Origin of the sequence: Roseburia faecis (assembly GCF_001406815.1) — a bacterium.
In the GTDB taxonomy this organism is placed as follows: Bacteria; Bacillota; Clostridia; order Lachnospirales; family Lachnospiraceae; genus Roseburia; species Roseburia faecis.
The window spans coordinates 176,401-199,175 of record NZ_CVRR01000019.1 but is presented as its reverse complement, the minus strand read 5'-3'; the positions used below and the strand labels follow the sequence as shown (position 1 = coordinate 199,175).

The following is a 22,775-nucleotide window of genomic DNA, read 5'->3' as shown; positions in this document are numbered from 1 at the left end:
TATGAAAACATTTACCATCGGCACGAATGATGCCAACCAGCGGTTTGATAAATATTTAAAAAAACTGCTGCCCAATGCATCGGTCAGTTTTTTATATAAGATGCTTCGAAAAAAGAATATTACTTTGGACGGAAAAAAAGCGACCGGGAAGGAGACGCTGCAAAAAGGCGCGCAGGTAGCAGTGTTTTTCAGTGATGAAACACTGCATAAATTTATGCAGGATACAAAAAAACTGCAGGAAGAGTTTCACATGCTGCAGCGTCTGCCAATGAAGGGGCTTTTCATCATTTATGAAGATACGGATATTCTCATCGCGGATAAGCCATACAATATGCTTTCCCAGAAAGCAAAAGAACAGGATCTGTCTGCCAATGAATATCTGCTCGGCTATCTGATCCGGAGCGGGACACTTTCTCTGGAGACATTCGGCACGTTTCGTCCGTCAGTGTGCAACCGGCTGGACCGCAATACGACAGGACTTCTTCTGATGGGCAAAACGCTTGCCGGCGCACAGATGCTTTCCGAGGGGCTGCGGGAACGTACCATTCATAAATTTTACCGTGCCATTGTATCCGGGAACGTTACAAAACCGGTACATCTGTCCGGATGGCTTATCAAAGACGAACATACCAATCAGGTAAAGATTCTGACACAGGAACAAAAAGATGCTGTACGGATTGAGACTTCTTATACGTCCGTACAGGCGAAAGGAACATGCAGTCTGTTGGAAATCTGCCTGATTACCGGAAAAACACATCAGATTCGTGCACATCTGGCATCTGTCGGTCATCCGGTTATCGGAGATCGCAAGTATGGGGACCCGTCAGTGAATCACAAATTTTATGGTACCTTTCATATGGATCATCAGCTGCTTCATGCGTATCGTCTGGAATTTCCGGACGGAAGAGTTTTTACTGCTCCGATGCCCGAAATATTTAAAGAAATTATGGAAAAGGAGCGTGGATAGCAGATGCCGACCTGGAATTCAAGGGGACTGCGCGGATCGACACTGGAGGATCTTTTAAACCGTACAAACGAAAAATATGCACACAACGGTCTGGCGCTGATCCAGAAGATCCCGACACCGATTACTCCTATTAATATTGATAAAGAAACCAGACACATCACGCTTGCCTATTTTGAACAGAAAAGTACCGTGGATTATATTGGAGCTGTACAGGGAATTCCGGTGTGTTTCGATGCAAAAGAATGCAACACCGACACCTTTCCGCTTGCCAATGTTCATCCGCATCAGGTGGCTTTTATGGAGCAGTTTGAAAAGCAGGAGGGAATAGCGTTTCTTCTGATATCTTTTACGCACAGGGAGGAATTTTATTATCTGCGTTTTTCCGATCTGGAGAAGTTCTGGAACCGGGCTCTGGATGGTGGACGGAAAAGCTTTCGGTATGAGGAGCTGAATCCGGCCTATTTTCTGCCAAAAGTATCAGGGGTACTGATTCCCTATCTTCAGGTTCTCCAGAAGGATTTAGAGGACAGGGATTGACAATCTTTGGAATATTTCTTATAATAGCGTTGTTTCATGTGCTACCAAATTATCACGGTATCACTTTAAAATAGTAAAGCGAGAGGTTCGATTATGACAGACCAGATGTTACATACGCCGGACGGAGTCCGGGATATTTATAACGGAGAGTGCAAACAGAAACTACTGTTGCAGGAGAGATTACACGATGTATTGCGTCAATATGGATATCGTGATATTCAGACACCAACGTTTGAATTTTTTAATATTTTTGGAAAAGAAATCGGTACAACACCATCCAAAGATCTGTATAAGTTTTTTGACAAGGACGGAAGCACGCTGGTACTTCGTCCGGATTTTACTCCATCTATTGCAAGAAGTGCTGCAAAGTACTATACCGAGGATGATATGCCGGTAAAACTTTGTTATATGGGAAACACGTTTATCAATTCCAACGCGTATCAGGGACGCTTAAAGGAAACGACACAGTGCGGTGCGGAGTTGATCGGAGACGGAACGGTTGCCGCTGACGCAGAAATACTTGCCATGGTAGTGGAGTCCCTTCTTTCGAGCGGACTGAAAGAATTTCAGATCTCGGTTGGACATGCACAGTTTTTCCGCGGGCTGGCAGAGGCGGCAGGACTTGATGAGGAACAGCAGCAGGAATTAAGAGAACTGCTTGCCAATAAAAATTATTTCGGTGTGGAAGAAATGGTAGAGGGAATGCATTTAAATGACACGTTAAAGAAACTGTTTTCCCTTCTCGGAAGTTTTGAGACACAGGTAGAAGAACTTGCTGAGGCAAAGTCTCTTGCTTCGGATTACCCGAACATTCTTTCCGCAATTACTGATCTGGAAAAACTCGGATCGTTTCTGCGGTTATACGGAATTGAAAAATACGTTTCGTTTGAACTCGGAATCATCAGCAATTACCATTATTATACCGGTATTATTTTTGCAGGATATACGTTTGGAACAGGAGAACCTGTGGTAAAGGGAGGACGCTATGACAGGCTGCTTACATATTTCGGAAGAAAAGCACCGGCCATTGGTTTTGCCATTGTTGTGGACCAGCTTCTTTCCGCTCTTTCCAGACAAAAGATCACACTTCCGTCCGAAGAGAAAAATCAGATGATCGTTTACGCGGAAAGTAAGATTGCGGAAGCAGTAGAAAAAGCGAAAGAACTTCGCGCTCAGGGAATTTCGGTTTCTCTGATCCAGATGCAGGAAGGCCGGAGCAAAGATGATTATCTGAGCTATGCCATGAAGGATCACGTTTCAAAAGTAGAATTTATAGAGGAAGCATAGGAGGAGATCATGGAAGAAAAGAGATATCTGACGTTTGCACTGGGAAAGGGACGTCTGGCAAAAAAGACACTTGAACTGTTTGAAAAAATAGGAATCACCTGTGATGAGATCCGTGATCCGGATACCCGTAAACTGATCTTTGTCAATGAGGAACTTGGACTTCGGTTTTTCCTTGCCAAGGGACCGGATGTGCCTACATATGTAGAGTATGGTGCAGCCGATATTGGAATTGTCGGAAAAGACACGATTTTAGAAGAGTCGAGAAATATTTATGAAGTGCTGGATCTTGGATTCGGAAAATGCAAAATGTGCATCTGTGGACCGGAAAGTGCTGCGGAACTTTTGCAGCATCATGAACAGATCCGTGTGGCAACCAAGTATCCGCGGATTGCCAAAGATTATTTTTATAACAAAAAACATCAGACGGTTGAGATTATCAAGCTGAATGGTTCCATCGAACTTGCACCGATCGTTGGACTATCAGAGGTAATCTGTGATATAGTAGAGACAGGTACGACCTTGCGTGAAAACGGGCTGACGGTGTTAGAGGAAGTTTGTCCGCTTTCTGCACGCGTGGTCGTAAACCAGGTAAGTATGAAAATGGAAAATGAACGAATCACAAAACTGATCCGCGATTTGAAAAAAGTCATTTAGGAGGGACATCATGAGAATTTTAAAACTTACAGAGGATACCAGAAAAGATATTCTGCAGAATCTCTTAAAAAGAAGCCCGAATAATTACGGTGAGTTTGAAGGCCGTGTAAACGCCATTATTGAAGAAGTGCGAAATAACCGCGATCAGGCAGTTTTTAATTATACCAAACAGTTTGACGGTGCGGACATTAATGCCGGCAATATTCTTGTAACAGAAGAAGAGATTGCCGAGGCCTATGAGCAGGTTGACACGACATTGCTTGCAGTGATCCGCAAGTCTCTTGTAAATATCAAAAAATATCATGAAAAACAGGTACAGAATTCCTGGTTTACGACAGAGGACGGTATCATTCTTGGACAGAAAGTTACCGCACTTGCGACGGTTGGTGTCTATGTTCCGGGCGGAAAGGCCGTGTATCCTTCTTCCGTACTGATGAATGTTCTTCCGGCAAAAGTTGCGGGAGTAGACCGTATTGTAATGTGTACGCCACCAGGTAAAGATGGAAAAGTATATCCTTCTACTCTGGTTGCAGCCAAAGAAGCCGGAGTTGATGAGATCTATAAAGTCGGTGGAGCACAGGCAATTGCTGCCATGGCATTTGGAACCGAAAGTGTGCCAAAGGTTGACAAGATTGTCGGACCGGGAAATATTTATGTCGCACTTGCCAAAAAAGCAGTGTTTGGTTATGTCAGCATTGATTCCATTGCAGGACCGAGTGAGATTTTAGTGCTTGCGGATGAGACTGCAAATCCACGCTATGTTGCAGCGGATCTGTTATCCCAGGCAGAACATGATGAGATGGCATCTGCAATTCTGATCACCACAAGCCAGAAACTTGCAGAAGAAGTATCTGCAGAGATTGATCAGTTTGTCGCAGAACTTTCCAGAAAAGAGATCATCCAGAAGTCCCTGGACAATTACGGATATATTCTTGTGGCAGATAATATGGAAGAAGCAATTGATACCGTAAATGCGATTGCATCCGAACATATGGAAATCGTCACAGCAGATCCGTTCCACGTAATGACAAAGATCCGCAATGCCGGTGCTATCTTTATCGGAGAGTATTCCTCCGAGCCGCTTGGCGATTACTTTGCCGGACCAAACCATGTTCTTCCGACAAACGGAACGGCCAAGTTCTTTTCCGCACTTTCCGTGGATGATTTTATTAAAAAGTCCAGCATTATTTCTTACTCACGGGAAGCGCTTGAAAAAGTACATAAAGATATTGAGCAGTTTGCAGAATGTGAGAAACTGACCGCACATGCAAACTCCATCCGCGTTCGGTTTGAGTAGTATATGGGAAAGAAAGTCTAAAAGGAGCAGATTATGGAAAAAAGACAGATCAGCACAACACGCAAAACAAAAGAGACGGACATTCAGGTGACTTTAAATCTGGATGGAAGCGGTATTTCCCATATTGAGACAGGCATTGGATTTTTTGATCATATGCTGGAGGGATTTTCCAAGCACGGTTTCTTCGATCTGCATATGGAATGTGATGGAGATCTTCAGGTCGACAGCCATCATACGATCGAAGACTGCGGAATCGTACTTGGAGATGCGATCAAAAAGGCATTGGGGGACAAAAGCGGAATCAAACGATTTGGAAGCTGTATCCTTCCGATGGATGAGACACTTGTTTTGTGTGCGGTAGATCTATCCGGACGTCCATATCTTGTATTTGACGGCGAATTTACTACGGAGCGTCTGGGAACACTTGATACCGAAATGATCCGTGAATTTTTCTATGCGGTCTCCTACAGTGCGGGCATGAATCTGCACATTAAGGTGTTAAGCCCCGGAAATAATCATCATATGGCAGAAGCGATGTTTAAGGCATTTGCCAGAGCTTTGGATGAAGCGGTTTCCCATGATCCGAGAGTAAAAGGAATTCTGTCAACGAAAGGAAGTTTGTAATACATGAAACAAAAAAACATTGTCGCGACGCTTTATTTAAAAGATGGTCATGCAGTAAGATCCATGACCGATTTTACGCCGGTAGATGCGAATGTTTATCGACTGTGCCAGTTATACAACGACAGTGGAGTTGACAAGATCATTATTTTTGACCTGTCTACCAGCGATGATGAGCATGAAAAGAATGTCAATACGATTCGAAACATCAATCGCAACATTGATATTAAAGTATGCGCAGGAGGAAACATTAACCGTCTGGAAGACATCAAAAAACTTTTGTTTGCGGGATGCCTGCAGGTGATTTTAAATGCTTCTAAGCCTTCGAGCATCGGACTGGCGGAGGAAGCCAGTGCACGTTTTGGCAAAGACCGGATTCTGCTCTCTATCAACAATGTGGATTTTATTTTTAAGAATCAGGATTCGATTGAAAATACATTCCATGAAGCACTGGTGTTAAATCCGGAAATTCTGGATGCACTGGAAAATCTGACCAACATTCCGTATGTGGTGGAACTTCCGGATTATAATTTTGACGAGATCGTAAGGCTGCTGAAGCGGGAAAAAATCCGAGGAATTGCGGGTCCGTTCATCAATGATACTTCAACGGATATTATGAAGTTAAAGTCTTCTCTGCTTCAGGAAGGCATCAATATGTATAATTTTGCACCGGATCTGTCCTGGGAGGATCTGAAACTGAATTCGGACGGAATGGTTCCGGTCATTGTGCAGGATTACCGTACAGATGAAGTGCTGATGCTTGCATACATGAACAAAGAGGCGTTTGATACGACAATTAATCTCGGGAAAATGACTTACTGGAGCAGAAGCCGTGATGAACTCTGGACCAAAGGCCTGACTTCCGGGCATTTCCAGTATGTGAAATCCCTGACGGCTGACTGCGACTTTGATACGATTCTGGCAAAAGTCTCCCAGGTAGGGGCTGCCTGTCACACCGGAAACCGTACCTGTTTTTTCAATAGCATCGTACAAAAAGAGTATGTTGAGAAAAATCCGCTGAAGGTACTTGAGAGCGTGTATGATATTATCAAGGAACGTAAAGCACATCCGCAGGATGGTTCCTATACCAATTATCTGTTTGGGAAAGGAACCGATAAAATTTTGCAGAAACTTGGGGAAGAGTGTACGGAAATTGTAATTGCAGCGAAAAATCCGGAACCGGAAAACATCAAATACGAGATTTCCGATTTTCTGTATCACTGTATGGTGCTTATGGTGGAAAAAGGCATTACCTGGGAAGAGATTGCCAATGAACTTGCCCAGCGATAAAAAATAAATGTTAAGAGGTATCTATGAGAAAACTAGCTTTAAGTGACGAGATTCTGATGCAGATTGAAAAACCTGCACGCTATATCGGTAATGAGCTGAATTCTGTAGTAAAAGATGACACATCGCAGATTCGTTTTGCGATGTGTTTTCCTGATGTATACGAAATTGGTATGTCACATCTTGGAATTCAGATCCTATACGACATGTTTAACCGCAGAGAGGACACCTGGTGTGAACGTGTCTATTCCCCATGGCCGGATCTGCATAAAATTATGAAGGAGCAGAATATTCCGCTGTTCGGACTTGAGTCCCAGGAACCGATCAAAAACTTTGATTTTGTCGGTCTGACTCTGCAGTATGAGATGTGCTACACCAATATTTTACAGATTCTGGATCTGGCACAGATTCCGCTTCTTTCGGCTGACCGTGGGGACGAAGACCCGATTATTTTAGGTGGAGGACCATGTTCTTATAATCCGGAACCGATTGCAGACTTTTTTGATTGTTTTTATATTGGAGAAGGGGAGACACAGTATGATACATTTTTAAATCTCTATAAGTCGATGCGGGCATCCGGACAGTATTCAAGAAAGGCATTTCTGCATGAGGCGGCAAAAATAGAGGGCATTTATGTCCCGTCGCTGTATGAAGTCCGTTACAAAGAAGATGGCACGATAGCGGCATTTACTCCTGTTTATGATGATATTCCGGCAACCATCAAAAAGCAGGTGGATATGGATCTGACCGGCTCGGTTTATCCGGAAAAACCGGTGGTTCCATTTATCAAAGCAACACAGGATCGCGTGGTGCTTGAAATACAGAGGGGCTGTATCCGCGGATGCCGTTTTTGTCAGGCCGGCATGATTTACCGGCCAAACCGGGAAAAGGGCGTAAAACGACTGAAAGAACTTGCACAAACCATGCTTGCGTCGACCGGCTATGAAGAGATTTCCTTAAGTTCTCTCAGTTCATCGGATTATTCCGATCTGGAGGAACTGATCAATTTCCTGATTGAGGAGTGTGACAAAAAACATGTCAATATTTCCCTGCCATCCCTTCGTATTGATGCCTTTTCCCTTGATATTATGCAGAAAGTGCAGGACATCAAAAAAAGCAGTCTGACATTTGCCCCGGAGGCAGGTTCCCAGAGATTGCGAAATGTCATCAATAAAGGTCTGACAGTTGACAATATTCTGACCGGTTCCCATGATGCGTTTGTCGGCGGCTGGAATAAGGTCAAACTTTATTTTATGCTTGGACTTCCAACGGAAACAGAAGAAGATATGCGGGCGATCCCGGAACTGGCAAACGAGATTGCCGCTTTGTATTATGACACCGTGCCAAAGGAACAGAGAAACGGAAAATGCCAGATTACGATCAGTACTTCCTTTTTTGTACCGAAACCTTTTACCCCGTTCCAGTGGGCTACTATGTTAGACCCATCAGATTATCTGGCGCGTGCAAAGATTGTCAATGATCATGTAAAGGAACAGTTAAACCACAAGAGTATCCGTTACAACTGGCATGAAGCCGATGTGACGGTATTGGAAGGAATCCTTGCGCGCGGAGACCGTAAGATTTCAAAAGCTATTCTTTATGTGTATGAACACGGCGAATTTTTCGATGCGTGGTCGGAATTTTTTCACTATGATCTGTGGCTGGAGGCATTTGCTGCATGTGGCATTGATATTGATTTTTATACCAAGAGAGCACGAAGCGACGATGAAATTTTCCCGTGGGATTTTATTGATGTCGGTGTGACAAAGGCATTTATGCTGCGTGAATGGAAAACCGCGCTCAGTGAGACGGTGACGCCAAACTGCCGGATGCGCTGCTCCGGATGTGGTGCAAGACAATTTGGAGGAGGTGTCTGCTTTGAAAATCAGAATTAAATTTCGAAAATGGGGTGTCATGAAATTCATCGGACACCTGGATATGATGCGCTATTTTCAGAAAGCGGTCCGGCGTGCAAAGATTGATATCCGTTATTCAGAAGGATATTCTCCGCATCAGATTATGTCCTTTGCGGCGCCGCTTGGAGTCGGAATCACAAGCGATGGCGAATATTTTGATATTGAAGTCAATGAATCCATGACATCTAAGGAGGCAGTCGCTGCACTGAATGAAACCATGGTAGATGGTGTGGAGGTTACTTCCTATGTGAAACTGCCGGATAAAGCGAAAACCGCGATGTCAATTGTGGCAGCAGCGGATTACCGGCTGAGCTATAAAGAAGGGTACGAAAGTCCGCTTTCAACGGAAGAATGGAAAAGAATCGTCAAAGAACGGTTTTTGGACAGCCCACAGTTTACCATTATCAAAAAGACGAAAAAAAGTGAACGGGAAGTGGACCTAAAACCATTGGTATACGCGTTTTCCGTTGAAGAGGAGCAGGGATGCCCGGCATTTTTCCTGCAGGTTTCTACGGGCAGTGTGGATAATATCAAACCGGAACTGGTACTTTCATCGGTTTATCAGCTTTGCGGACTGGAATACTGTGAATCCGCAATCCAGATCCACCGGCTCGAAGTTTATGCGAGGGATGAACAGGGGCAGCTGGTTGGGCTTTCCGGCATGGGAGAGGAAATTGTTTAAATGAATCGGATCGTTGTCACAAAACTGGAACATCATCAGACAGAGTATCTTGCTTATCTGGTTTTGGATGAGAACCGGAAGCTGCAGGAACTTCAGGTTTTTGAACCGGAAGAAAATACTCTGCTGGATCATATTTATGTAGGATATGTAGAGAAGATTGTGCCCAATATTCATGCCGCTTTTGTGCGCATTGCGGATGGACAGAAATGCTATCTTCCGCTGAATGATGTGAAAAACCCGGTGTATACCAGAAAATTATCCAAAAAAGAAGCGCTCTGTGAAGGGGATGAGTTGCTGGTGCAGGTTGTAAAAGATGCGGTAAAAACCAAAGATCCGGTCGTAAGCACCAAGCTTGTAGTGCATGGACATTACTGTTTCCTTTCGACAGAGAATACCTGTCTTGGCGTTTCTAAAAAATTATCCCAGGAGGAGTCAAAAAGACTGTCGGCTCTTTTAGAGAACACGTGTAAGGATCATGAAGCAGAAGGGTACGGGCTGGTATTCAGAACCAATGCAGGGGCGGTTCCGGAAACCGAATTATGCGAAGATATCGAGCTGGTGCAGAAAGAATACCGGGCTTTAAAGAAGACCGGTACACATCAGAACGCCGGAGATCTGGTGTACCGGAATCTCCCCGGCTATCTGGCGCGGTTAAAAGCAGAAAATTTTGAAAAAACAGATCTGGTTCTTACGGATGGTCAGGATCTGTATCAGGAGATCTGTGCATACCTTCCCCATCTTGTGGAAGAAAAGAAAGTGCAGCTTTACCGGGATGATGCGGTCAGTCTTTCGACTTTATATCATCTGCGGGGCAATATGCAGGAACTGCTTTCTTCCAAAGTATGGCTTGATTCCGGAGCCAATATTATCATTGAATCTCTTGAAACCCTGACGGTCATTGATGTCAACAGCGGAAAAAACCGGTCCCGCCGGGAAGAGGCTTTATTTGCGATCAATGTTGAAGCGGCAAAAGAGATTGCACGGCAGCTTCGTCTGCGCAACATTTCAGGGATGATCCTCGTGGATTTCATCAATCTGAAAAAGAAAGAACAGCAGCAGAAGCTGATTTCCGTTATTCGGGAGGAATTACAAAAAGATTCGGTTCCCGCAAATTTTATCGATATTACCAGACTTGGTCTGGTGGAACTGACCCGGAAAAAAGTATACAAATCTTTGCGTGAAATTTTATCATAAACAGCTTGACGAACAGGTGGTCATGTGCTATTATACACTAGTATGCCGCACAGTGAGGTAAAAGTTTGCTTATTGGCAACACCGTAACTGGCGAGTAATGATAAATAGGAGGTGCCATATGTACGCAATTATAGCAACAGGTGGTAAACAGTACAAAGTATCCGAAGGCGATATCATTACCATTGAAAAGCTTGGAGTTGATGCTGGTGAGAAGGTTACTTTTGATCAGGTATTAGCAGTATCCGGAGACGATATGAAGGTTGGAAACCCAACAGTAGCCGGAGCAACTGTTGAAGCTTCTGTCATCAAAGAAGGCAGAGCAAAGAAAGTAATCGTTTACAAGTACAAGAGAAAAACCGGTTATCACAAGAAGAACGGACACAGACAGTCGTTCACCCAGGTTAAGATTGAAAAGATTAATGGATAATCGATAGGAATTGTTATATGATTACTATAACGATTTTACAGGATCATGAAGATGCAGTGGGATTTCACTGCATCGGTCATTCCGGATATGCGGAAGCAGGAAGTGATATTATCTGTGCAGGTGTTTCGGCACTTGTGATAAATACGATCAATTCCATAGAGACTTTCACAGAGGATTCTTATCATATTGATACAGAAGAGACATCCGGGCTGATTGATTTCAGACTTGATCAGAAAGCCGGTCATGATACACAGCTTCTGATGAAGTCCATGGTTCTGGGCTTACAAGGAATACAAAATGATTATGGGAATGAGTATATCATTCTTGATTTCAAGGAGGTGTAGGACATGTTGAATATGAACCTTCAGTTTTTTGCTCATAAAAAGGGAGTTGGTTCTACAAAGAACGGCCGTGATTCCGAGTCCAAGAGATTAGGAGCAAAGAGAGCAGACGGACAGTTCGTAAAGGCTGGCAATATTCTCTATAGACAGCGTGGTACAAGAATTCATCCAGGTGTGAATGTTGGTATCGGTGGAGACGACACATTATTTGCTAAAGTAGATGGTGTTCTTCGTTTCGAGAGAGTAGGAAGAGATAAGAAGCAGGCTTCTGTATATCCAGTAGACAACGAGTAGTTTACAAAACCCCGACTTTTTGAGCCGGGGTTTTATCGTTATGTAGGAGAGAGATTATGTTTGCAGACCGTGCAAAAATTATTATCAAATCAGGAAAGGGCGGAGACGGACATGTGTCCTTCCGTCGTGAAAAATATGTGCCGAACGGTGGTCCGGACGGTGGCGATGGAGGAAAAGGCGGAGATGTCATTTTCTTAGTAGACGAGGGAATCAATACGCTTGCAGACTATCGGCACAGACGAAAATTCGCAGCAGAACCGGGCGAAGAAGGTGGCAAGAAAAACTGCCATGGAAAAAATGGTGCAGATCTGATATTAAAAGTTCCGGAGGGAACAATTATAAGAGATGCGGCATCCGGAAAAGTAATTGCCGATATGTCAGGGGAAAATAAGCGTTCTGTCATTTTGCATGGCGGCCGTGGAGGACTTGGCAATCAGCACTTTGCAACTTCCACCATGCAGGCTCCAAAATATGCGCAGCCGGGACAGGAAGCCATCGAGATTGAAGTTCAGCTGGAACTTAAAGTGATCGCGGATGTGGGACTGGTTGGTTTCCCGAATGTCGGAAAATCCACCTTTTTATCGCGTGTGACCAATGCACAGCCAAAGATCGCCAATTACCATTTTACGACATTACAGCCAAATCTGGGTGTTGTTGACATGGAAGACGGAAACGGTTTTGTGATTGCGGATATTCCGGGACTGATTGAAGGTGCTTCCGATGGTGTCGGTCTGGGACATGAATTTCTCCGGCATATCGAAAGAACCAAAGTCATTATCCATATTGTGGATGCGGCCGGAACCGAAGGACGTGATCCAATTGCGGATATTCATGCCATTAACCGGGAACTGGATGCATATAATCCGGACTTGTTGAAAAAACCACAGGTAATTGCAGCAAACAAGATTGATGCAATTTATGGCAATGAAAACGAAATTATTTCTGCGCTTCGTGCAGAATTTGAGGAAAAAGAAGGCATTAAAGTGTATCCGATTTCTGCGGTGAGCGGTCAGGGTGTTCGGGAATTACTGTTTCATGTACGTGAACTTCTGGCAAAATGTCCGAAGGAAGCCGTTGTCTATGAGCAGGAATTTGATCCGGCACTTGGCTTCTTTAAGGATGAACCATATACAATTACCCGTGCAGAAGACGGTGCCTTTGTTGTAGAGGGTCCAAAGATTGAAAAAATGCTTGGATATACAAACATGGATTCCGAAAAAGGATTTTTATTCTTCCAGAAATTCCTTCGGGAACAGGGCATCTTAAAGGAACTGGAAGAACAGGGCATACAGGATGGAGATACTGTCCGTATGTATTATAACGAATTTGATTATTATAAGTAACAGGAGGAAACGCTATGAACAGCAGACAGCGCGCCTATCTGGGAAGCCTTGCCAACAATATAGATCCGATCTTTCAGATTGGAAAAGCATCTCTGACACCGGAGATCATTGAAGCACTTGATGCCGCATTGGAAAAGAGAGAACTGATTAAAGTCTCTGTATTGAAAAACTGTATTGATGATCCGAAGGAGATCGCTTCTGTCATTGCAGAGCGTACACATTCCAATGTCGTAAAAGTAATCGGAAAGAAAATGATCTTTTACCGCAAGGCAAAGAAGAATCCAAAGATTAAACTTCCGGAATAAGACACATGAATATCGGAATATTAGGAGGGTCTTTTGATCCAATTCATAACGGACATCTTCATATGGCAAAATGTGCATACGAATCTTATGCACTGGATCAGGTATGGCTTATTCCCGCCGGACACTCTCCAAATAAGGATGAGCATGGGATGACCGATGCCAAAGACCGGTTTCAAATGTGTAAACTGGCCGCACAGCCGTATCCCTGGATGACGGTCAGCCGGTTGGAGCTTGACAGTGCCGAGAGAAGCTACACATACCGCACCATGGAGAAATTGTCGGAACAGTTTCCGATGCATCGTTTCTTCTTTATTATGGGTGGAGATTCTCTGGACTATTTTGAACAATGGAAACAACCGGAACGAATTGCCAAACTGGCTACCATTCTGGTGATCCCGAGGGATCTTTTTACCATCGCTGCACTGGAGAAGAAGATCCGTTTGTTGCAGGAACAATTTCCCTGTGATATCCGGATCGTTCCCTGTGAACGTTTTTTGATGTCTTCCACAAAGATCCGCCAGGCACTGATGAGAGGAGAACATCCGGAACATGCGTTTCCGGAAGAAGTATCTGCGTATATTCGCAGGCATCATCTGTATCAATCGTAAAGAAGTGGAGCAAAATGTATGGAACGAGAAGAAATACAAAAGAGATTGAAAAAAGAACTGGATAAAAACCGCTATGAGCATACGCTTGGGGTTATGTATACGGCAGGAAGCCTTGCCATGGCATATGGATATGATTATGAGAAGGCGATGATCGCAGGACTTCTGCATGATTGCGCCAAATGCCTCCCGACAGAGAAAAAGATTTCTCTCTGTGAAAAAAACGATATCCTGGTTTCTAAAGTAGAGCGTGAAAATCCAGGACTTCTCCATGCAAAAGCAGGTATGGTTTTGGCAGAGGAAGCATATGGAGTAAAGGACCCGCAGATCCTTCATGCCATCAAGGTGCATACAACCGGAGAGCCGGATATGAATACATTGGATAAGATTATCTACATTGCCGATTATATTGAACCTTTAAGATGTGAAGCTCCCCATCTTTCGATCATAAGACAGATTGCCTTTTCGGATCTGAATCAGTGTATGGCAGAAATCTTATATGATACGCTGCATTATTTAAGCGGGAGAAAAGGCAGTGTAGACCCAACGACCCAGTTAACCTATCAATTTTATGAACCGTATGGAAAGGATCAGCCATGGAAACATTAGAAATCGTAAAGACCGCCGTAGAAGCGCTCAGAGATAAAAAGGCAGAGGATGTAACCGTTATTGATATTACAGGAGTTTCCTCTATCGCCGATTATTTTATTATTGCAAACGGAAACAACCAGAATCAGCTGACTGCAATGCAGGATGCTGTAGATGAAGCATTATACAAAGCAGGGCTGCATGCAAAGCAGATTGAAGGAAATAATAAGTCGACATGGATTCTGATGGACTATGAGGATATCATTGTGCATCTGTTTTCCAAAGAAGACCGTCTGTTCTATGATCTCGAACGCATCTGGAGAGATGGAAAGATCATTGAGATGTAATTCCAACAGGTATTTTGTGTAACAGACATGATTGATTATAAAGAGTGATTATAAATGAAAAGTGAGAGAATAACTTCTTTCCTACGGATATGAAAGGGAAGAAGGTTATTCTCTTTTTTTGTGACAAAATAATATAGCAGGTTATAAATATTAATAGAACAGATAAGTAGCTACCGAATTTCCGGAGAGTAATAGGAAACTACGAGATACTCGCCGCTGTGCAGTGTATTATCTTCCGAGATTCCGTTCAGTTCGCACACCTCATCGATAAACTGCGCACGGGAGGTACGGTCAGAGGCAGCATATTGATCGGCAAGAGACCACAAAGAATCTCCCTTTTGTAATTGGACACTTGTGTAATATTTATGAACCGGCTGTTCGGCTCTGGAACCGGCAAATGTAATAATACTGTTTCCAATCAGAATAACGGCGAAGATGACAAGAACACAGACCAGAACAATCACACGTTTCTGGGTCTGAACGGTATGTTCTCTTCGGGTGAGGCTTTCATTTGCACGAGGTGAGATTTTTTCATTATATACCCTTTTCATAATAAATTCCTCCTGTTTTATCCGAAACCGAACATTTGTTTGTATGAGATAAATATAATACGCGAACATGTGTTTGTCAATAGAAAATACGAACAAATTTTCGGAATATACGTTTGCGTTCTATGTTGTAGTATGATAAACTAAGATCATAAAGAAATACGCCCGGAGGTAACGCATTATGGCATATGGAAAAATCTCAGATAAACAGAGAGAAATTCTGGAATATATAAAAAAAGAAATCTTAAACAAAGGATATCCGCCAACAGTCCGTGACATTTGTGAAGCGGTCCATTTAAAGTCCACATCATCCGTCCATTCCCACCTGGAGACACTTGAGAAAAACGGATATATCCGTCGTGATCCGACAAAGCCGCGTGCAATCGAAATCGTGGATGATAACTTCAATCTGACACGGCGTGAAGTGGTGAATGTCCCTATGATCGGGCAGGTAGCCGCCGGTCAGCCGATGCTTGCCGTTGAGAATATTGATGCCTATTTCCCGATTCCTGCAGAGTATATGCCAAATGCAGAGTCCTTTATGCTGAAGGTAAAGGGCGAGAGCATGATCAATGCAGGTATTTTTGACGGGGACAATATCATTGTGGAGCGCTGCAGTACTGCACAGAATGGAGAAATGGTTGTTGCTTTAGTCGATGATTCCGCAACGGTCAAGACTTTTTACAAAGAAGACGGGCATATCCGGCTGCAACCGGAAAATGATGCGATGGATCCGATCATAGTTCCGGACTGTAAGATTCTCGGAAAAGTGTTTGGGGTTTTCCGGTTATTCCGGTAAAAATAAGCGTGCAAGTCAGAATGAAAAAACCGGAAAAATCATGAAAAAAATTTTAAACCATGCTATCACTGGTTGTTAAAGTTGCTTTTGTGATTGAGAAGAAAAGTAACTTTTTCTGTAGCATAATACTGTAGGGATGATTTGATTAGGAGAAGACAATGATAATAAACGAACTTGGAATGAGGGAAATCTCTGCGGAGGAAGCAAGAAAAATTGGTGTAGATCTTACTTATGTCGGGGTCTGCAAGAAATTACGTAAACTAGCAAAACTTGATCGCTTGCAACTAGATGAAACAATGCATCGAAATAATTTAAATTTACATCTGTTTAAATATATCAAGTATTGCGGGTTATCTCCACTTGAGTATATTAAGGAATATTTGTCCAATTTGCAACCATACATGATAGAAAGACGAAAAGATCAAGAAAAGCAAGCATCCTTTATTTGTGTAGTTGATAATATGTATCGTATATCTGTATATATTAAGGCTGATAATTCTTTTGGTGATGAAATGATCATATCGTTTCATGAAGATAATATTAGGGGAGTTGCTAAAACAAATAGTCTTATTAAAAATACTAAAGATCGCTTGGTTCCCGTAATTGCAGACAGTTATGGTAGTATAAACAGGGAGAATGGCAATGTATCCGTAAAGCTGTTTGTTCAGCGTGGAATGAAAACCTTGCCTATAGATGTTATTGGCTTTAAATGTAAAGATGTTTTTATTGTGCGCGAAGGAGATATTGATCGTCAGTTTCTTGATTATTGTAACCAGTATATTCGGGATCTTTATACCAGCAATTTGAAACTTGACTTTGATCAGGTAGAAGTTTTCTCTATGCTACAGCAGATAAGTTTTACAAGTTATGGTAGAGATACTTTCTCATCGCTTTCATTGCTGATTGATTCAATTGCCATTCAGCAGGATAGCATTAGTAAGCAAACAGCCGACTTTGCTCTAGTAACATTTGCGCAGTCATTAAAATTAACAGAAAATCAAAAGAAAGAGTTAATTGAGCTTTTGAATGAGAAATATATGGTTTCAGATATTAAGTCTATTGATGACATTTTATATCGTATAAAGTCAGCTATGTATGCTACCAATGAAGATGCCAATTATTTTAAGGAGCTTGACACTTTAGATTCACCACAATCAATGAAATTAGATTGAGAATATGTCTCCCAGGCAATTTAAGTTCCTTTTTGAAATTATAGAATAATTTAGCAATTTTGAGAGAATACAGCAAAATCTCTAAAAATCAGTGAAAATTTGTGTCATTTCAAGACACGCAGAACCAGAAAATCCGTATTATTTGCTAGAATATATATATATATCAAACCTTTAAAATATGATTGAATACCGAATAAGGGATACAAGTACCATGTTAAAATTATTTTATGTTATATTTATGAATCTGCATCGTGCACCATATATGATTCCTAGAATGCGGGCAGAAGCAGATCATCCGCAGCGCTATACGGAAGAACAGCGTTATTCGCTCGTGCAGCATGCCATTTATCTGATGAACAAGACGGGAAAAATTAACACTGTGGAGACCGGTGCGGAACACCTGCCAAAGCAGGGAGGATACATGATGTATCCGAACCATCAGGGCAAATATGATGTGCTGGGTATTATGTATACCCATAAGTCTCCATGTTCTTTTGTGATGGACAAACGCAAGTCACATACGATACTTGTACGGGAGTTCTGTGATCTTGTGCAGGCCAAGCGCCTGGAAAAAGATAATCCGAGGCAGGGAATCACCATTATCAACCAGGTGGCAAAAGAGGTGGCTGCCGGAAAAAAGTATATTCTTTTCCCAGAGGGCGGATACCGATTTAACAATAAAAATAAGGTATGCGATTTCAAAGCAGGAAGTTTTAAGATCGCTTTAAAATCACATGCACCGATCGTTCCTATTGCACTGATTGATTCGTATAAGGTGTTTAACAGTTTTCATATCGGGCCGATCACAACATATGTGCATTATTTAAAACCGATCTGTTACGAAGAGTATAAGGGAATGAAAACGCAGGAGATTGCCGATCTGGTAAAAATCCGGATTGAAGAAAAAATACAACAGGAAATGCAGGCACACAGGTAAAAAATTTCCTGTATCCTTTTTCAATGGATACAGGAAATTTTACATTCTGATTACATATAATCATCATGATCGGCTTCGGAATTCCCGGAGATATTTTCTCTGGTATATACCCGTTTTTGATCTCGCTGTATTTCAACCAGCGCAGAGAGCTGTTCTTTTACATGCATGACATTTTTGATATTTTTAATTTCAAAATCGCCAAGGGTTTTGTCGGAAGAATTTACAAGAATGGTTCCCATTCCGAAAATCCGCTGAGACAGTGATCTGGTCACGGTCAGATCCTGAATGCGGTACAGACGGACCTCATCCTGCCGCTGATTTAAAAAACCGCTTTTTACATAGAATCTTTCGTTGTCATAACTGTACACAGTGAAGGTAAGCGGAAGTCCGCACCAGATTCTTTTTCGTTCTTTCCATAATAAGTCCATTTCTTTTTGTCCTCCTTATATTTTCATAGAATTTTATTTTTTCTAAAAATTTTTTACCTCTTTTTTGACCTTTTTAAAAAGATTTTTACGTTTAGTCTTCACGAAGATGAACATATTTTGCGGCACTGCGGCGTCTGTCCTCTTCAATGGCAGCATAATGTTTTTTTGTTGTATTGACATCTTTATGACCAAGGACATCTGCAACCAGATAAATATCACCTGTTTCCCGGTAAAGAGAGGTGCCATAGGTGCTTCGCAGTTTATGTGGGGTAATATTCTTTAAGTTTGTGACAAGTTTTGCGTATTTCTTTACGAGATTTTCTACTGCACGGACTCCGATTCTTCGTTTCTGCATAGATAAAAACAGTGCGTTTTCATCCCCGGAAACCGGAGTGATCAGTTTTCGTTCTTCCATATATCCGCACAGGGCATTTCTGACTTCCTCTCCGAAGTATACAACAACTTCTGCGCCACCTTTCCGGTGGATCTTGATTCCGTTGTTTTTTAAATCGACATCATCCAGATCCAGACCGACACATTCCGAGACACGGATTCCTGTCCCCAGCATAAGCGTCAGAAGAGCCAAATCACGTACTTTTGTGCGGTCATGGAACATTTGCTGCTTTTTGGTTAAATTTTCGCCAGATTCGACCTCGTCAAGCAGATTGGCAACTTCATCCGCATCTAACCTGATTATATTTTTGTCGTGGATTTTCGGGGTACTTACTTTGGATGCTGGATTCGACTGTATAAACTCATTTTTGTACAGATATTTATAAAAGGAGCGGAGAGAGGAGAGTTTCCGCTTGATTCCCCGTTCCTCGTTGGTATGTGCCATACCATCCTTTTCATATACCTTTAAATTATACAGATATTCTTCCAGATCCATGGGTTTTAGATTTTCCAGAATACTCAGAGGAATCTCCGTAATGCTCATTTTTTTGCAAATTGGGTTGTTTTCGTGCAGATAATCGAAAAAACAGGAAAGATCATAGGCATAGGCAAGTCTTGTCCGTGACTGGGTTTTGGATTCGATTGCTATAAAATACTGTTTGCAGTAGGGTGGAAGAGCAGCAAGCTGCTTTCGCAGTTTTAATTCATTATCAATATCTACTTTTTCGTAATATGCTTTTTCATTGTTTTCCATTGATATTCCACCCTTCTATTCTGCCGGTGCATATTGCATGGAAAATGCGTTTTTTGACACCGGGGTTTTCTAAATTAATCTGCCGGACAAGTTGTTTGACATATTCACGTTTGGTTTCCCCATCTGCCGGACATGGATTTTTCACAAGGGGAAGATGATATTTATGAAGAAATCCGATGACATTTGCTTCCGGAACATACATCAGTGGCCGGATGACAGTGATTCCGCTGCGGTCTAAATGGGTGACAGGGGCAAACGAATAAAACTGTCCTTCATAAAACATTGATAAAAACATGGTTTCTATGATATCGTCCATGTGATGCGCATAGGCAACTTTATTGCATCCAATTTGCCTCGCATAGTCATTTAATGCGCCTTTTCGCATTTTTGCACATAGCGCGCATGGAGAACTTTCTTTTCGCTCTTCAAAAACAATTTCGCCAATTTTGGTTTTGATTACATGATATTCGACATCGAGCGTTTTACAAAGCTGCCGGATTTCGGACAGATCATAATGATCAAATCCCAGATCAACGGTCAAAGCTGCCAATTCAAATTTCTTTGGGTAAAATCTGCGTAATCCGGATAATGCATATAAAAGTGTCAGAGAATCTTTTCCTCCGGAAATGCCGACGGCAATCTGGTCACCATCTGCAATCATCTGGTAATCATCGATTGCCTGACGGACATAACTGTATAATTGTTGTAATTTCATATAATGGTTCCTTTGCTTTATGATAAATCATTTCTTACGCGGAAACGGCAATAGCGGCATCCATGCAACTATTCGCAAAACCTAAGTTTAACGAATAGTTCTCCTGATAAAATCAGGATATCACTCCGCGTATGCCTTTGCAAGCCATTATGCAAGATCTTCAGAATCCAGCAATATGGTAAAAGGCCCATCGTTTACCAGAGAAATTTTCATATCTGCACCAAAGATTCCGGTTTGTACATCCGGAATTTCTTCTTTGCATTTTGCAATAATATATTCGTAGAGATTGTTTGCAAGTTCCGGATTTCCGGCTTTGATAAAAGATGGACGGTTTCCCTTCCGGCAGTCCGCATATAATGTAAACTGTGATATTAATAACAGGGAGCCTTCGATATCATGTAAAGACAGGTTTGTTTTTCCGTTTTCATCACCGAAGATGCGCATCCCAAGGAGTTTTCGAATCATTTTATCGGCAATGTTTTTGGTATCGGTTTCTGCAATTCCGATCAGGACGCAAAAGCCGTTTGTTATCTGTCCGGTAATTTCTTGATCAACTTCACATGTTGCTTCAGTGACACGTTGTATTACAAATCGCATGGATTTAATTCCTCTTAATATTTTCAATAGATTTTTAAAGTATACAAGAAAAGGAACCGGACCTTAAGACCGGTTCCTTTTTTCAGAGCTGAATTGCTTTATTTCTTCTGTTCCATTTTCTTTCGAAAATCCAGAATAATGTCGACACACGCCTCCGGTGTGATCTTACTTGTGTTAAGTGTCAGATCATAGCTTCTGGAGTCTCCCCATTTCTTACAGGTGTAATAATTATAATAGCTGGAACGCTGCTTATCTCTTTTCTGGATCATATCTTTGGCTTTTGATTCCGTGACATCCTCACGTTTGCTGACACGCCTGATACGATCGTCCATATCTGCATGTACAAAGATGCTCAGACAGTCCGGATTAGAAGCCAGTGCGTAATCTGCACAGCGGCCGACAATTACACAGGACTCCTCGGATGCAATCTTTTTTATGGTATCAAATTGCGCTAAAAATACCTTGTGGTTAAGCGGCATATCCAAAAACGGTGCTGCAGAATAATTTCCACCGGTATATGTATCCATTACCAGGGAATACAAAAAACTATTGGTTGGACGTTCATCATGATTTTCGAAAATTTCTTCGCAAAAGCCAGAATCTTTCGCTGCCTGTGCCAAAAGCTCTTTATCATATAGCCTGATTCCAAGACGTTCTGCTAAAAGTTTTGCAACTGTGTATCCACCACTTCCAAGTTCTCTTCCGATTGTATAAATATGATTACCCATACCCGTTACCTCCGATGTCATAAATTCTTTAAGTAATCTCTTAAAGTATATACATATTATACAACATTCAGGATCTGGATTTCAACAATTTTAGTAAATTATCAAAATATTCCGGCAACGGAGCAGAAAATTCCATATATTCTCCACTTTTTGGATGAACGAATCCTATTGTTTTTGCGTGGAGCGTCTGCCCCTGCAGATGTTTAAATGGTGATCTGCCACTGGAATACAGAGTATCTCCAAGTAACGGATGCCCGATGCTTGCCATATGTACACGGATCTGGTGAGTTCGCCCGGTTTCAAGCCGGAACTGCATATAAGTATAATTTCCAAAACGTTCAAGAACTTTATAATGGGTGATTGCCGGTTTCCCGTTTTTCTCATTGATGGCCATTTTTTTTCGGTCAACCGGATGCCTTCCAATTGCGCCTTCGATGGTTCCCTCGTCTTCGGTTACATTTCCACAGACTATGCCAACATAGATGCGTTTGACGGTATGTTCTTTGATCTGCTCTGCAATGTTTATGTGGCTTTCATCATTTTTGCATACAATCAGGGAACCGGTGGTATCCATATCAATACGATGAACAATTCCCGGACGTATCTGTCCGTTGATGCCGCTTAATGAATCTTTGCAGTGATACATGATAGCATTTACCAGTGTTCCGGAATAATGTCCTGCCGATGGATGTACAACCATCCCTTTGGGTTTATTCACAATCAGGACATCATTGTCTTCATACAGAATGTCCAACGGAATGTTTTCCGGTTCAATGGTCGTTTCGACAGCATCCGGAATGGTGACACGTATGAGATCTTCTGTATGTACCGGATAACTGGCCTTTTGAACTGCCCCGTTTACCTGAATTTGTTTGTTTTTGATAAGTTTTTGAAAAAAAGAACGGGAGAAATCCGGATAAATTTCGGAAAGAACTTTATCCAGACGCTCCCCTTCCTGTGTGTACTGTACTTCAAATGATTCTTCCTGCACGGTTTTAGGACTCCTTTTCAT

Annotated in this window: 28 protein-coding genes; 21 read left to right on the top strand and 7 right to left on the bottom strand. The window is 42.2% G+C overall.

Features of this window, described 5'->3' with window-relative positions; all coding sequences use genetic code 11:
* The first annotated feature begins 1 nt into the window (after position 1).
* The 18 genes from M72_RS08090 (at position 2) to rsfS (ending at position 14,692) form a co-directional block, all read left to right on the top strand.
* Positions 2-967, top strand: coding sequence for an RluA family pseudouridine synthase (locus M72_RS08090; protein WP_055067847.1), 966 nt, complete (start codon positions 2-4; stop codon positions 965-967).
* 3 nt (positions 968-970) lie between these two features.
* Complete coding sequence (locus M72_RS08085) at positions 971-1,504, top strand: Holliday junction resolvase RecU (RefSeq protein ID WP_022046566.1); 534 nt, start codon at positions 971-973, stop codon at positions 1,502-1,504.
* Positions 1,505-1,597: 93 nt separating this feature from the next.
* The gene (hisZ, locus tag M72_RS08080; RefSeq protein ID WP_055067846.1) at positions 1,598-2,791 is read left to right on the top strand and encodes an ATP phosphoribosyltransferase regulatory subunit; all 1,194 of its coding nucleotides are present in this window, start codon (positions 1,598-1,600) and stop codon (positions 2,789-2,791) included.
* A 9-nt stretch (positions 2,792-2,800) separates the two neighbouring features.
* The gene (hisG, locus tag M72_RS08075) at positions 2,801-3,445 is read left to right on the top strand and encodes an ATP phosphoribosyltransferase (protein WP_022046564.1); all 645 of its coding nucleotides are present in this window, start codon (positions 2,801-2,803) and stop codon (positions 3,443-3,445) included.
* A gap of 10 nt (positions 3,446-3,455) precedes the next feature.
* Entirely contained in the window at positions 3,456-4,742 is a 1,287-nt protein-coding gene (hisD, locus tag M72_RS08070) for a histidinol dehydrogenase (RefSeq protein ID WP_022046563.1), read from the top strand.
* A 33-nt stretch (positions 4,743-4,775) separates the two neighbouring features.
* Positions 4,776-5,366, top strand: coding sequence for an imidazoleglycerol-phosphate dehydratase HisB (gene hisB, locus M72_RS08065; RefSeq protein WP_022046562.1), 591 nt, complete (start codon positions 4,776-4,778; stop codon positions 5,364-5,366).
* Between the two features lie 3 nt (positions 5,367-5,369).
* Positions 5,370-6,653 carry a bifunctional phosphoribosyl-AMP cyclohydrolase/phosphoribosyl-ATP diphosphatase HisIE gene (hisIE, locus tag M72_RS16375; RefSeq protein WP_022046561.1) on the top strand — a complete coding sequence of 428 codons (1,284 nt, stop codon included), beginning with the start codon at positions 5,370-5,372 and terminating at the stop codon, positions 6,651-6,653.
* Between the two features lie 23 nt (positions 6,654-6,676).
* The gene (locus M72_RS08055; protein ID WP_022046560.1) at positions 6,677-8,545 is read left to right on the top strand and encodes a TIGR03960 family B12-binding radical SAM protein; all 1,869 of its coding nucleotides are present in this window, start codon (positions 6,677-6,679) and stop codon (positions 8,543-8,545) included.
* Positions 8,529-9,248 (top strand): TIGR03936 family radical SAM-associated protein, encoded by a 720-nt coding sequence (locus M72_RS08050; RefSeq protein WP_055067845.1) that lies wholly within the window; start codon positions 8,529-8,531, stop codon positions 9,246-9,248. The genes M72_RS08055 and M72_RS08050 overlap by 17 nt, the downstream gene beginning before the upstream one ends.
* The gene (locus M72_RS08045; protein WP_055067844.1) at positions 9,249-10,442 is read left to right on the top strand and encodes a ribonuclease E/G; all 1,194 of its coding nucleotides are present in this window, start codon (positions 9,249-9,251) and stop codon (positions 10,440-10,442) included.
* Positions 10,443-10,560: 118 nt separating this feature from the next.
* Positions 10,561-10,869 carry a 50S ribosomal protein L21 gene (gene rplU / locus M72_RS08040; RefSeq protein ID WP_022046557.1) on the top strand — a complete coding sequence of 103 codons (309 nt, stop codon included), beginning with the start codon at positions 10,561-10,563 and terminating at the stop codon, positions 10,867-10,869.
* Positions 10,870-10,886: 17 nt separating this feature from the next.
* Positions 10,887-11,213, top strand: coding sequence for a ribosomal-processing cysteine protease Prp (locus M72_RS08035; protein WP_022046556.1), 327 nt, complete (start codon positions 10,887-10,889; stop codon positions 11,211-11,213).
* 3 nt (positions 11,214-11,216) lie between these two features.
* Positions 11,217-11,504 carry a 50S ribosomal protein L27 gene (gene rpmA / locus M72_RS08030; RefSeq protein WP_022046555.1) on the top strand — a complete coding sequence of 96 codons (288 nt, stop codon included), beginning with the start codon at positions 11,217-11,219 and terminating at the stop codon, positions 11,502-11,504.
* A gap of 56 nt (positions 11,505-11,560) precedes the next feature.
* On the top strand, positions 11,561-12,847 hold the full coding sequence (obgE, locus tag M72_RS08025) for a GTPase ObgE (RefSeq protein ID WP_022046554.1): 1,287 nt from the start codon (positions 11,561-11,563) through the stop codon (positions 12,845-12,847).
* 14 nt (positions 12,848-12,861) lie between these two features.
* Positions 12,862-13,152: a ribosome assembly RNA-binding protein YhbY gene (gene yhbY / locus M72_RS08020; RefSeq protein ID WP_022046553.1), complete on the top strand. Its 291-nt coding sequence runs from the start codon at positions 12,862-12,864 to the stop codon at positions 13,150-13,152.
* A 5-nt stretch (positions 13,153-13,157) separates the two neighbouring features.
* Entirely contained in the window at positions 13,158-13,760 is a 603-nt protein-coding gene (gene nadD, locus M72_RS08015; RefSeq protein WP_055067843.1) for a nicotinate (nicotinamide) nucleotide adenylyltransferase, read from the top strand.
* An 18-nt stretch (positions 13,761-13,778) separates the two neighbouring features.
* Positions 13,779-14,366: a bis(5'-nucleosyl)-tetraphosphatase (symmetrical) YqeK gene (yqeK, locus tag M72_RS08010; RefSeq protein ID WP_055067842.1), complete on the top strand. Its 588-nt coding sequence runs from the start codon at positions 13,779-13,781 to the stop codon at positions 14,364-14,366.
* Positions 14,354-14,692: a ribosome silencing factor gene (gene rsfS, locus M72_RS08005; protein WP_022046550.1), complete on the top strand. Its 339-nt coding sequence runs from the start codon at positions 14,354-14,356 to the stop codon at positions 14,690-14,692. The genes yqeK and rsfS overlap by 13 nt, the downstream gene beginning before the upstream one ends.
* A gap of 170 nt (positions 14,693-14,862) precedes the next feature.
* Here the strand turns inward: rsfS and M72_RS08000 are convergent, their stop codons facing one another.
* A complete protein-coding gene (locus M72_RS08000) occupies positions 14,863-15,243 on the bottom strand; it encodes a LysM peptidoglycan-binding domain-containing protein (protein ID WP_022046549.1) in 381 nt (126 codons plus the stop codon).
* Between the two features lie 178 nt (positions 15,244-15,421).
* Between M72_RS08000 and lexA the strand changes: the two genes are divergently transcribed.
* The 3 genes from lexA (at position 15,422) to M72_RS07985 (ending at position 18,148) form a co-directional block, all read left to right on the top strand.
* On the top strand, positions 15,422-16,039 hold the full coding sequence (gene lexA / locus M72_RS07995) for a transcriptional repressor LexA (RefSeq protein ID WP_022046548.1): 618 nt from the start codon (positions 15,422-15,424) through the stop codon (positions 16,037-16,039).
* 158 nt (positions 16,040-16,197) lie between these two features.
* The gene (locus tag M72_RS07990; RefSeq protein WP_055067841.1) at positions 16,198-17,211 is read left to right on the top strand and encodes a hypothetical protein; all 1,014 of its coding nucleotides are present in this window, start codon (positions 16,198-16,200) and stop codon (positions 17,209-17,211) included.
* Positions 17,212-17,422: 211 nt separating this feature from the next.
* Positions 17,423-18,148, top strand: coding sequence for a lysophospholipid acyltransferase family protein (locus tag M72_RS07985; RefSeq protein WP_055067840.1), 726 nt, complete (start codon positions 17,423-17,425; stop codon positions 18,146-18,148).
* 50 nt (positions 18,149-18,198) lie between these two features.
* On the opposite strand, the gene M72_RS07980 is transcribed toward M72_RS07985, so the two are convergent.
* The 6 genes from M72_RS07980 to M72_RS07955 all read right to left on the bottom strand — a co-directional run bounded on the left by M72_RS07980 (position 18,199) and on the right by M72_RS07955 (position 22,775).
* Positions 18,199-18,576, bottom strand: a complete 378-nt coding sequence (locus M72_RS07980; RefSeq protein WP_055067839.1) for a PH domain-containing protein — start codon at positions 18,574-18,576, stop codon at positions 18,199-18,201.
* 91 nt (positions 18,577-18,667) lie between these two features.
* On the bottom strand, positions 18,668-19,723 hold the full coding sequence (locus M72_RS07975; protein WP_055067838.1) for a tyrosine-type recombinase/integrase: 1,056 nt from the start codon (positions 19,721-19,723) through the stop codon (positions 18,668-18,670).
* Complete coding sequence (locus M72_RS07970; RefSeq protein ID WP_055067837.1) at positions 19,710-20,438, bottom strand: tRNA 2-thiocytidine biosynthesis TtcA family protein; 729 nt, start codon at positions 20,436-20,438, stop codon at positions 19,710-19,712. The genes M72_RS07975 and M72_RS07970 overlap by 14 nt, the downstream gene beginning before the upstream one ends.
* A gap of 147 nt (positions 20,439-20,585) precedes the next feature.
* Positions 20,586-21,035 carry a D-aminoacyl-tRNA deacylase gene (dtd, locus tag M72_RS07965; protein WP_055067836.1) on the bottom strand — a complete coding sequence of 150 codons (450 nt, stop codon included), beginning with the start codon at positions 21,033-21,035 and terminating at the stop codon, positions 20,586-20,588.
* Positions 21,036-21,133: 98 nt separating this feature from the next.
* Positions 21,134-21,763, bottom strand: a complete 630-nt coding sequence (locus tag M72_RS07960) for a cytidylate kinase-like family protein (protein WP_055067835.1) — start codon at positions 21,761-21,763, stop codon at positions 21,134-21,136.
* Between the two features lie 67 nt (positions 21,764-21,830).
* Positions 21,831-22,775, bottom strand: coding sequence for an RluA family pseudouridine synthase (locus M72_RS07955; protein ID WP_055067834.1), 945 nt, complete (start codon positions 22,773-22,775; stop codon positions 21,831-21,833).

What these genes read in the sequence shown, in the direction of transcription:
- hisB (WP_022046562.1), top strand. Translation starts at nt 4,776, where the DNA reads ATGGAAAAAAGACAGATCAGCACAACACGCAAAACAAAAGAGACGGAC.
- hisD (WP_022046563.1), top strand. Translation starts at nt 3,456, where the DNA reads ATGAGAATTTTAAAACTTACAGAGGATACCAGAAAAGATATTCTGCAG.
- M72_RS07955 (WP_055067834.1), bottom strand. Translation starts at nt 22,775, where the DNA reads ATGAAAAGGAGTCCTAAAACCGTGCAGGAAGAATCATTTGAAGTACAG.
- yqeK (WP_055067842.1), top strand. Translation starts at nt 13,779, where the DNA reads ATGGAACGAGAAGAAATACAAAAGAGATTGAAAAAAGAACTGGATAAA.
- rpmA (WP_022046555.1), top strand. Translation starts at nt 11,217, where the DNA reads ATGTTGAATATGAACCTTCAGTTTTTTGCTCATAAAAAGGGAGTTGGT.
- nadD (WP_055067843.1), top strand. Translation starts at nt 13,158, where the DNA reads ATGAATATCGGAATATTAGGAGGGTCTTTTGATCCAATTCATAACGGA.
- hisIE (WP_022046561.1), top strand. Translation starts at nt 5,370, where the DNA reads ATGAAACAAAAAAACATTGTCGCGACGCTTTATTTAAAAGATGGTCAT.
- M72_RS07990 (WP_055067841.1), top strand. Translation starts at nt 16,198, where the DNA reads ATGATAATAAACGAACTTGGAATGAGGGAAATCTCTGCGGAGGAAGCA.
- M72_RS08000 (WP_022046549.1), bottom strand. Translation starts at nt 15,243, where the DNA reads ATGAAAAGGGTATATAATGAAAAAATCTCACCTCGTGCAAATGAAAGC.
- obgE (WP_022046554.1), top strand. Translation starts at nt 11,561, where the DNA reads ATGTTTGCAGACCGTGCAAAAATTATTATCAAATCAGGAAAGGGCGGA.
- M72_RS07980 (WP_055067839.1), bottom strand. Translation starts at nt 18,576, where the DNA reads ATGGACTTATTATGGAAAGAACGAAAAAGAATCTGGTGCGGACTTCCG.
- rsfS (WP_022046550.1), top strand. Translation starts at nt 14,354, where the DNA reads ATGGAAACATTAGAAATCGTAAAGACCGCCGTAGAAGCGCTCAGAGAT.
- M72_RS08055 (WP_022046560.1), top strand. Translation starts at nt 6,677, where the DNA reads ATGAGAAAACTAGCTTTAAGTGACGAGATTCTGATGCAGATTGAAAAA.
- lexA (WP_022046548.1), top strand. Translation starts at nt 15,422, where the DNA reads ATGGCATATGGAAAAATCTCAGATAAACAGAGAGAAATTCTGGAATAT.
- M72_RS07975 (WP_055067838.1), bottom strand. Translation starts at nt 19,723, where the DNA reads ATGGAAAACAATGAAAAAGCATATTACGAAAAAGTAGATATTGATAAT.
- M72_RS08085 (WP_022046566.1), top strand. Translation starts at nt 971, where the DNA reads ATGCCGACCTGGAATTCAAGGGGACTGCGCGGATCGACACTGGAGGAT.
- hisG (WP_022046564.1), top strand. Translation starts at nt 2,801, where the DNA reads ATGGAAGAAAAGAGATATCTGACGTTTGCACTGGGAAAGGGACGTCTG.
- M72_RS07960 (WP_055067835.1), bottom strand. Translation starts at nt 21,763, where the DNA reads ATGGGTAATCATATTTATACAATCGGAAGAGAACTTGGAAGTGGTGGA.
- M72_RS08035 (WP_022046556.1), top strand. Translation starts at nt 10,887, where the DNA reads ATGATTACTATAACGATTTTACAGGATCATGAAGATGCAGTGGGATTT.
- yhbY (WP_022046553.1), top strand. Translation starts at nt 12,862, where the DNA reads ATGAACAGCAGACAGCGCGCCTATCTGGGAAGCCTTGCCAACAATATA.
- rplU (WP_022046557.1), top strand. Translation starts at nt 10,561, where the DNA reads ATGTACGCAATTATAGCAACAGGTGGTAAACAGTACAAAGTATCCGAA.
- M72_RS08090 (WP_055067847.1), top strand. Translation starts at nt 2, where the DNA reads ATGAAAACATTTACCATCGGCACGAATGATGCCAACCAGCGGTTTGAT.
- hisZ (WP_055067846.1), top strand. Translation starts at nt 1,598, where the DNA reads ATGACAGACCAGATGTTACATACGCCGGACGGAGTCCGGGATATTTAT.
- M72_RS07970 (WP_055067837.1), bottom strand. Translation starts at nt 20,438, where the DNA reads ATGAAATTACAACAATTATACAGTTATGTCCGTCAGGCAATCGATGAT.
- M72_RS08045 (WP_055067844.1), top strand. Translation starts at nt 9,249, where the DNA reads ATGAATCGGATCGTTGTCACAAAACTGGAACATCATCAGACAGAGTAT.
- dtd (WP_055067836.1), bottom strand. Translation starts at nt 21,035, where the DNA reads ATGCGATTTGTAATACAACGTGTCACTGAAGCAACATGTGAAGTTGAT.
- M72_RS07985 (WP_055067840.1), top strand. Translation starts at nt 17,423, where the DNA reads ATGTTAAAATTATTTTATGTTATATTTATGAATCTGCATCGTGCACCA.